At 61.0% G+C, this 6,242-nt stretch carries 6 protein-coding genes; 3 read left to right on the forward strand and 3 right to left on the reverse strand.

The window, feature by feature from the left end; all coding sequences use genetic code 11:
- Positions 1-19 precede the first annotated feature (19 nt).
- A complete protein-coding gene (locus tag ABR948_RS05140; RefSeq protein ID WP_428114365.1) occupies positions 20-1,039 on the forward strand; it encodes a lysylphosphatidylglycerol synthase transmembrane domain-containing protein in 1,020 nt (339 codons plus the stop codon).
- On the opposite strand, the gene ABR948_RS05145 is transcribed toward ABR948_RS05140, so the two are convergent.
- Positions 1,023-1,346 carry a DMT family transporter gene (locus ABR948_RS05145; RefSeq protein ID WP_428114366.1) on the reverse strand — a complete coding sequence of 108 codons (324 nt, stop codon included), beginning with the start codon at positions 1,344-1,346 and terminating at the stop codon, positions 1,023-1,025. The genes ABR948_RS05140 and ABR948_RS05145 overlap by 17 nt on opposite strands.
- On the reverse strand, positions 1,343-2,047 hold the full coding sequence (locus tag ABR948_RS05150; protein WP_428114367.1) for a class I SAM-dependent methyltransferase: 705 nt from the start codon (positions 2,045-2,047) through the stop codon (positions 1,343-1,345). The genes ABR948_RS05145 and ABR948_RS05150 overlap by 4 nt, the downstream gene beginning before the upstream one ends.
- A 190-nt stretch (positions 2,048-2,237) precedes the next feature.
- On the opposite strand from ABR948_RS05150, the gene ABR948_RS05155 reads away from it, so the two are divergent.
- A complete protein-coding gene (locus tag ABR948_RS05155) occupies positions 2,238-3,443 on the forward strand; it encodes a BtaA family protein (RefSeq protein WP_428114368.1) in 1,206 nt (401 codons plus the stop codon).
- Between the two features lie 24 nt (positions 3,444-3,467).
- Here ABR948_RS05155 and ABR948_RS05160 read toward each other — a convergent pair whose 3' ends face one another.
- Positions 3,468-4,661, reverse strand: a complete 1,194-nt coding sequence (locus ABR948_RS05160) for a urate hydroxylase PuuD (RefSeq protein ID WP_428114373.1) — start codon at positions 4,659-4,661, stop codon at positions 3,468-3,470.
- A 118-nt stretch (positions 4,662-4,779) separates the two neighbouring features.
- Between ABR948_RS05160 and ABR948_RS05165 the strand changes: the two genes are divergently transcribed.
- A partial coding sequence (locus ABR948_RS05165) for a flavin monoamine oxidase family protein (protein WP_428114369.1) occupies positions 4,780-6,242 on the forward strand: 1,463 nt, incomplete at its 3' end.

The raw sequence follows: 6,242 nt of genomic DNA on the forward strand, positions 1-6,242 counted from the left end.
TCAGGTGGCACGATATTTGATGTCGTTGCCCGATTGGATGAACACCCTGAAAGCCACCGTGCTGCCAAAGCCGCCTGGCAGCGGCGTTCGCCTGAAGGGCCTGGGTATCGTACTTGGCGTCGTCATTGCCGCGGCAGCCATTTTCGCGCTGACCCATACGCTCAAGAAAATCGACTACAACGAAGTATTCGATGTGGTTCGACATACAAACGCCGGCCTGATTGCATTGGCGGCGATGCTGGTGGCCACCTCATATCTCAGCCTGACATTTTATGACCTGCTGGCGCTTCGCACCATCGGTCGTCCCGACGTTCCATACCGGATCGCCGCTCTCGCGAGCTTTACCAGCTATCCGATTTCGCACGGCGTCGGAGCGGTTTCGCTGGTGTCGCCCGCCATCCGTTATCGAATTTATTCGTGCAACGGTCTTGGCGTGATCGACGTGGCGAATATCTGCTTTCTGACCGGACTGACCTTCTGGCTGGGCAATCTGACTGCGCTCGGGTTCGGCCTGCTGTATGCGCCTGATGCCATCAGCCTGATCGATTACCTGCCGCCGCAGGCCAATCGATGGTTGGCCGCGGCACTCCTGCTCGGAGTCGTCAGCTTCCTGACCTGGAGCTGGCTTTCTCCACGCAACATCGGGACCCGGCGATGGCCGGTCCGGCTTCCCTCCGGACCGATGGTCCTGCTGCAGATCGTGATCGGGATTTTCGATCTCGGCGCTGCGGCGCTTGCGATGTACGTATTAATTCCAGCCGGACTGAATATCGGGATCTTTCCGATCACCGCCGTTTTCATCGCCGCGACTTTGCTCGGTTTCGCGAGCCACACTCCGGCAGGTATCGGTGTGTTCGATGCGACGATTCTGCTGGGGCTGGGTGGCGACGACAAGGAGCCGCTGATTGCGGCGCTGCTGATGTTCCGGGTCTTGTATCACTTCCTTCCTTTTGTGATGGCGCTTGGCCTGTTTGGCGGCGTGGAAGGGTGGAGAAGTTTGCGCGCGAGGCGTCCCGCCAATCTCACATCGGCGAGTTGAGCTTGAGTCCGACCATTCCGGCGACGATCAGTGTGAGACAAAGGATTCGAACGGGATCCGTGGACTCGCTGTAGATCAGCATCCCGACGACGATGCTGCCGGTGGCACCGATCCCGGTCCAGACCGCATAGGCCGTGCCGAATGGCAGCGACCGCAAGGCGAGGGCCATCAGCCCGAAGCTAAGCACGATCGCGACCACCGTCGCGGCTGTTGGCCAAAACCTGGTGAGACCATCGGAATATTTCAAACCGAGCGCCCAGGCGATCTCAAGCAATCCCGCCGCAAACAATGCGAGCCACGGGCTCACGGTATCCTCGGCTCCGATGGGAACGTCAGCACGGCGTATTGAGCGTAACCGCGGAACGGGCGTTCGAATCTAAGATGGGCGCCACCGGTGTCAGCCATGGATGACAACACCTGCTCGAGATCGTCGCGCGGCGTGACGTCGAATATGGCGAGCCATCGCCGCAGAAGCGCGCGGACGACACCTGGCAACCGCTCCTGACGGCCGAAATCGACGATGTGCAAACGACCGCCGGGCTTGAGGTGGGCGATGGCGGCCTGGAGAACGCCGCGCCAGCCGGGGATCATCGAAAGACTATAGGAGATCATCACGTGGTCGAACCGTGGGATGCCGAACAAGCGCTGCGGATCAAACGCAGTTCCATCACCATGCGCGACGCGAACGCGGCTGGTCAGGCCGCCACGCGAGATCGCCGCGATGGCGGAGGTCAGCATTTCCGTCGAAACATCGATGCCGAAGAATCGTGCAGCGGGGTAGAGTCGGCCGGCCAACACAAGGTTTCTGCCGGTTCCACAGCCGATTTCCAGCACGCATGAGCCCGCATCGGGTTGCAGCCTTGATATCAACTGGTCACGACCGAGAAGATAGTAACGCCGCGTTCCGTCATAGAAGTGACGTTGCCGGCGGTACATCCGGTTCATGCGGCGAGTTGCCTCGACCGGCCACGAAGGTTCTGCGCCGACATCCTGGGAATAGGCAGGCATCCATGCACCTCATATCGCCTGTGATCGCTCTCCTTGCGATGTTCGCGCGACAGGGATGTGACAGACGGCTGCGCGCAGCGAGGAACCGTAAAAATACCGGCGGACGCGCATGGATGTTCGCTTCCGCCGACTGTCGCAAAACTGCAGCGCGAGCGCGATACCGTTGTCAGATTGCTGATTCGAGGGATGGATGAACACGCAGCTTATCGCGGACGCGGTCCGCAACAGCAGGGGCGAGGGTGAAGCGACCGTTTGGGACAGGCTTTTCGCATTCTGGTTCCGCCGTCTGGTCTATACCCAGATATGGGAGGACCCGGTAGCCGATCTTGCAGCGCTGCGATTGCCGCTGGGATCGACCATCGTGACGATTTCGTCGGGCGGGTGTAACGCGCTGTCGTATCTTACCGCGCAGCCGGCCCAGGTCTACGCGGTCGACCTCAACGAAGCGCACCTTTCACTGCTCAAGCTCAAGCTTGCCGGTATCCGCGCTTTCTCCGGATATGCCGAATTCTGGCGGTTCTTCGGCGAGGCCGCCTCGCCCTTGAATTCCGAGCTCTATCGCGAACGGTTGCGGCCCATGCTTGATGCGGACGCGCGCGCTTACTGGGACAAGCGCAACGTCATCGGGCGTCCGCGGCATGCCTATTTCACCGACGGGTTCTACCGCCACGGCATGCTCGGCCGTTTTATCGGCCTCGCTCATTTGCTGGCGAAACTGGCCCGGATCGATCTGTCGGCATTACTGAACGGCAAACCCGACGCGCCCGAACGCATTGAGGCGCTGGATCGTCTGCATCGCCTGTTTCATTCGCCGCTGGCCCGGTTGATCACGGGTACCCCGGCCCTGCTGTTCAGTCTCGGCATTCCGCCGCAGCAGCGGGCGCTCTTGGGCGGCGGCGCGCCGCTTCACCAAGTGCTTCATGAGCGGTTGTTGCGCCTGATCAATGGTCACCCCAATGAGACAAATTATTTTGCCTGGCAGGCGCTGCATCGCAGTTACCCCGGTCCCGGCGATCGCTGCCTGCCTCCTTATCTGCAGCGCGGCCAGTTCGAGCGCATGCGCAACGGCGCAGGCCTGATCATTCCGGTCCACGCCAATCTTCGGCTGTTTCTGGAAAGCCTTCCGGCACGCGAGGTCGATGCCGTCGTGCTTCTGGACTCGCAGGACTGGATGGCGCCGGAGGAGATTCGCGCGCTTTGGAATGCCATCGATCGCACCGGCAGCGACAATGTTCGCGTGATTTTCCGTACCGCCGGCGTGGAGTCTCCGCTGGAGAGTCCCGAGCTCGCATCGCTGCGGCAAATCTGGTGTCGGGACGAGGAACGAAGTGCGGTCGGTTTTGCGCAGGATCGATCGGGAATTTACGGTGGCTTCCACTGCTACGGAAGGCGCTGACGGGGCGTTCTTTCCGCCGCTGATTTACCGGCGGTCGGTCGCGAGCCAAGCCGCGATCAGGGCGCGCTCTTCGCCGGTCATCTCGGTGACATTCCCCGGCGGCATCGCGTTCGACCACGCCGCATTGCGTCCAATCAGCCGGGCGTTGCGACGGATATGCTCGGGGGCGTCCAGCAGAATGCCTTTGGGCGCCGTAACGATCGATTCCCAGACCGGCTCGGCGCCGTGACACATGCTGCATCGGGACAGAACCACCTCCTCGACATTCGCGAAGGTCGGCGCAGCAGATGAAGACCCGGTCTTGACATCTCGCGGACCTGCCGCCGACAGCAGCGCGATGGCAATCATGCCGGCGCCGGCGACACCCCACACCCACCATGGCGATTTCCGTCCGGCGTGCCGTTCGTTGAAGAAATGCCGGATGATCGGACCGAGCGCCAGCACGATGGCCACGATCAGCCAATTGTAGCGCGTCGCAAACAGCAGCGGATAGTGATTGCTGATCATCAGCACAATCACCGGCAGCGTCAGGTAGTTGTTGTGGACCGATCGTTGTTTGCTCTCCTGACCATATTTTGGGTCCGGCGATTGACCCGACAACAGTGCCGCGACGATCTTCTTCTGGTTGGGAATGATCACCGCGAATACGTTGGCGACCATGATCGTTCCGACGATCGCCCCGATCTGATTGAAAGCGCCGCGCCCGCTCAGAACATGGGTGAATGCATAGGTCAGGCCGACCAGGAACACGTAACCGCCGAGCGCAAATGGCAGCTCGTGCCGCGCCAGTCCGGATCTGCAGGCCCCTTCATACAATAGCCACGCCAGGATCAGGCTGCCGAGGCTGAACAACCCGGCTTGCAGCGGGGTCAGGTCGAGGATCGATTTGTCGACCAGGAACAGTTCCGCGTCGAGATAATAGACGACGACCATGAGCGCGAAGCCCGACAACCAGGTGGTGTAGGCTTCCCATTTGAACCACGTCAGCTCGTCGGGCATTGTTGCCGGAGCGACCAGGTATTTCATGATCCGGTAAAAACCGCCGCCGTGGACTTGCCACGCCTCACCGTAGACGCCTTCGGGCAAATCGCTGCGGGGCTTCAGACTGAGGTCGAGGTGAATAAAATAGAACGAACTGCCGATCCACCCGACCGCGGCCACAACGTGCAGCCAGCGCAGCATCAGGCTCGCCCACTCCGTCAATATGGATTCCCACATCATCGCTTGCTTCCGTTCGATAAATGGACTGAAAAACGGTTGTAATGTGTTACATTTTTTGCGGCGAGGCCAATATAAAAGTGTCTCCGTACCGGATATGATCGAGTAACAAGCAACGATGCAAAGCGAGCCCGTGACCGTTAGCCGGCGAGACCTGCTGTCCCTGATCGGAGCGTTTTCCGGCAGTGCCGCGATGTATCATGCGATGACCAGCCTGGGGTTCGCGTCCGATTCCGGATACAAGGGGCCGATCAAGCTCGAGGGGGATCCGAACGGCGCTTCCGTGCTCATTCTCGGCGCCGGACTGGCCGGCATGACGGCCGCGCTGGAATTGCGCAAGGCAGGATACCGCGTCCAGATTCTGGAATTCAACAGCCGGCCGGGGGGGCGCAACTGGACCTTGCGGGGCGGGGATTCATTCACCGAACTCGGCGGCGTCACGCAGACCTGCGAATTCGAACAAGGCCTCTATCTCAATCCGGGACCATGGCGGATTCCCTACCACCATCGTGCGGTGCTGGATTACTGCAGGCGTCTCGGTGTTGCGCTGGAGCCGTTCATCCAGCTCAATCACAATGCGTTCCTGCACGCCGCCGGGGCTTTCGGAGGCGCTCCGCAGCGCGTTCACGACATCAAGACCGATTTTCAGGGCCAGGTTTCCGAATTGCTGGCCAAGGCTGCGCAGCAGGGCAAGCTCGACGAAGCGGTGACCAAGGACGACCGCGAAATCCTGCTGCAGGCGCTGCGGTCGTGGGGTGCGCTGGACCGCAACTACGCTTACAAGGCCAATCTGGTGTCCGCTGATGTTCGCGGTTACGTCAAGGAGCCTGGCGGCGGCCTTGGTGCCGCGCCGATCCCAGGCGAGCCGATCAATCTGTCCGATATCCTCAAATCGCGGCTCTGGCGCTATCTGCAGAATTTCGCACGCCACAATTTTCAGACCACGATGTTTCAGCCGGTCGGCGGCATGGACATGATCGGCAAGGCGTTCGCTGGGCAAGTCGGCGACGTCATCCGCTATGATGCCAAGGTGACCCGAATCCAGCAGGACGACCAGGGTGTCACCGTCACCTACACCGATCTCAAGGCGCCGGCGTCGCCGCAACTGGCCAAGGCCGATTGGTGCGTCTGCACGATCCCGCTTCCCATTCTCAGTCAGCTACCGATCAATGTCAGCGGGCGCATGAAGGCGGCGATCGACGCCGTACCCTATTCGTCCTCGGTCAAGATCGGCTTGCAGTTCAAGCGCCGCTTCTGGGAAGAGGACGAGGCGATCTATGGCGGCATCAGCTACACTGATTTGCCGATCCAGCAGATCGCTTATCCGAACACCGGCTACAATCGCGCCGGCAAAGGCGTGCTGCTGGGCGCGTATATGTTCGGCCCCAACGCTTTCGAGTTCACGTCGATGCCGCCGGCCGAACGGATCGCCCGCGCCGTCGAATTCGGCGCCGCCATCCACCCGCAATACCGGGCCGAATACGAGAATGGCGTCGCGGTGGCGTGGCATCGCATGCCCTTTACGCTAGGCTGCGCCGGCGACTGGAGCGAACAGGCCAGGGCGGAGCATTACGATAATCT

The sequence above is a fragment of the Bradyrhizobium sp. genome (assembly GCF_050014615.1).
GTDB lineage: Bacteria > Pseudomonadota > Alphaproteobacteria > Rhizobiales > Xanthobacteraceae > Bradyrhizobium.

Bases quoted from the DNA above. Each gene is read 5' to 3' on its own strand.
- ABR948_RS05140 (WP_428114365.1), top strand. From the start codon at position 20: ATGTCGTTGCCCGATTGGATGAACACCCTGAAAGCCACCGTGCTGCCA.
- ABR948_RS05150 (WP_428114367.1), bottom strand. From the start codon at position 2,047: ATGCCTGCCTATTCCCAGGATGTCGGCGCAGAACCTTCGTGGCCGGTC.
- ABR948_RS05155 (WP_428114368.1), top strand. From the start codon at position 2,238: ATGAACACGCAGCTTATCGCGGACGCGGTCCGCAACAGCAGGGGCGAG.
- ABR948_RS05160 (WP_428114373.1), bottom strand. From the start codon at position 4,661: ATGTGGGAATCCATATTGACGGAGTGGGCGAGCCTGATGCTGCGCTGG.